The organism is uncultured Porphyromonas sp., from assembly GCF_934359325.1.
Classification (GTDB): Bacteria; Bacteroidota; Bacteroidia; order Bacteroidales; family Porphyromonadaceae; genus Porphyromonas_A.
The window spans coordinates 1-2,414 of the sequence record NZ_CAKRLH010000233.1 but is presented as its reverse complement, the minus strand read 5'-3'; the positions used below and the strand labels follow the sequence as shown (position 1 = coordinate 2,414).

3 protein-coding genes are annotated in these 2,414 nt (G+C 52.2%); all 3 read right to left on the bottom strand.

All coding sequences use genetic code 11. The features are described from left to right. On the bottom strand, positions 1-791 hold a 791-nt coding region (locus tag Q0F21_RS07265), incomplete at its 3' end, for an aminotransferase class I/II-fold pyridoxal phosphate-dependent enzyme (protein ID WP_297238705.1). A gap of 50 nt (positions 792-841) precedes the next feature. Then, positions 842-1,093: a hypothetical protein gene (locus tag Q0F21_RS07260; protein WP_297238703.1), complete on the bottom strand. Its 252-nt coding sequence runs from the start codon at positions 1,091-1,093 to the stop codon at positions 842-844. 451 nt (positions 1,094-1,544) lie between these two features. Continuing rightward, positions 1,545-2,165: a hypothetical protein gene (locus Q0F21_RS07255; RefSeq protein ID WP_297238701.1), complete on the bottom strand. Its 621-nt coding sequence runs from the start codon at positions 2,163-2,165 to the stop codon at positions 1,545-1,547. Positions 2,166-2,414: the final 249 nt, after the last annotated feature.

The window sequence follows — 2,414 nt, the reverse complement described above, 5'->3', positions numbered from 1 at the left end:
GTCATCTGTCCGCGACCAATACCGGCGCAGACATTGGAGAGACGATAGTTGTACCCGATGGCGGTATGGTGGTAGTAGGGATAGGCATCGCGCGCCTGAGTGGCATACCACATGACCTCTCTCGCGTCTGCCTCGGAGCGACAGATCAGCGCCCCTCCGCCCGAGGTGGTGATCATCTTATTTCCATTGAAGGAGAGGACGCCAAACCTCCCGAAGGTGCCCAGCACCTGACCATCGTAGCGGGAGCCCATCCCCTCGGCGGCATCCTCCACCACCGGGATACCGTACTTATCGGCTATCGCCATGATCTCGTCGATCCGGTAGGGCATACCATAGAGAGCCACGGGGACGATCGCCTTAGGGTACCGTCCGGTCTGCTCCTTGCGGTCCAGGATCGCCCGCTCCAGCAGAGCCGGATCCATATTCCAGGTCTCCCGCTCTGAGCCAACAAAGATCGGCTTGGCACCCAGGTAGGTGATCGGGTGAGAGGAGGCGCAGAAGGTGAAGCTCTGCACCAGCACCTCGTCTCCGGGACCCACGCCGCAGCCGATCAGTGCCAGGTGAACCGCTGCAGTACCCGCAGACAGACAGACCACACGCCGATCCAGTGAGGCGGAGTCGTACGACTTGCTATTGACAAACGCCTCCAGATCTTTCTCAAAGGCATTCACATTCGGGCCCATCGGCACCACCCAATTGGTGTCAAAGGCCTCCTTCACATACTTCTGCTCCAGCCCCTCCTCACTCATATGAGCGAGGCAGAGGTAGATCATCTTTCTCTCTTCCGACATACTATCATTAACCACTCTGCTGTTACTTCACTCCCTCTCTGATATATATATTAAGCCTCATCGGCTCCCTCACGGCTGGCAGTGGGGCGAGGCTCACGGGATAGCGCGCGACTGGTCATCGCAGAGGAGTCGATGGCGCGGAGCGCAATGTCTCGGACCGTCTCCTCTGAGGTGGAGACCTTGAGCTCCTCCTTCGGATTCTCTAAGCTCTTCTTCTGTACCCCATCCAGCAGTGCTTTGTAGGCCTCCAGCATTTCCTTCTTCGTATTGGACATGCTGATCTGCGCTCTTTCCTCACTCATATTGCTACCTGTCTTGATGGTTTATCTACGACGATCCCTTTACAAAGGTAATGAAAAAAGAATGTACGCTCCTTCTATCACTGCTCCATCATGCGAAATGTCGGACGACCCTTTTTGTACTAACACTGGGTGTTGGTGGAGTGTCAGTGGAGGGGAAAAGAAAGGGCGTTCCTCGGGGGTCTAGACCGTTTCACCAACACTTTCCACACCCTTCCTCATCATCCTTTACAGCATTTCATCAAGTCTATCTCTCTAAGGGTATAGTAGGATGAGAGGAGCGGGTGGCGGGGGCTTGCCGAGAAGCATCCGGGAAGCCTACGGAAATGCCTCCATCTCTCAGAGTTTTCTCTAATACCGGTTGATGAACTTGTAGATTAGCATAAAATCAAGGAGTAACATCGGCAAGATAACTGCCGATATTACTCCTCATTGAGTGTATGACAAAGGGGACTTAGAAGAGGAGACTGTAGGAGAGGGCGGCGTAGAAGAGGCCGTAGTTATTCTTATTATTGTACGTATAAGCCTCAGGATGGATCACCGCTTCATCACCTGACCACCTGAAGAGATAAGCATCCATAGCACCGCCCTTAAGCTCCACAGCTGAGTGTGTGGTGCAGCGGTACCTGACGCCGCAGCCCAGCTTGAGACCCAAGCCCCATGCCTGAGCCTTGCCGTAGTCTTTGGAGTCGGTAAGGGTGGTGTAGACATTGGAGGCGTGTGCTGCACCCAGGGTGGCGTAGGTGAAGAGCTCCATCCTATTCATAATAAAGGGGTGGTAGTCCACCACATGGATTCCGAATAGATCCACTGCTGCCTCGCTTAGGAGCGAATGACTCTGAAGATTAGCCTCCATAGAGATATTGGACCACTCAAGCCCTACCGTGGTGGCACGATCCCTGAGGCGGTAGCCAAGTGAGAGCCCCATAATAGGTCTCATACCTCTGTAGGCCACTGCATCGGCTCTTTGGATCGAGGCGAGTGATGCATCCGGTGTGGTCAGACCTGCACCCTGGGTAAGGGTGAGCTCGAAGGAGGGGACCCTGAAGTCATCCCGTGTCTGTGCTGCCGCCAAAGTTGGCAGTATTAGATAAGCGATTGCTGCTATCGCTAAAAGTTTTATTCTTCCAAATTGTTCCATAATACTCTACTGCTTAATGCTACAGATATGAACACATTCAGTTTATCCTTTTCTGAATTAGATATGATGATAGAATTATTTATTCAGTAAAGTTATGAAATTATGCCCAAGTAAACAACTCAGTACTAATGGCATGAGGAGAATAGACCTCTATAAGTATATATTAGATGGGTAAATAGTAAA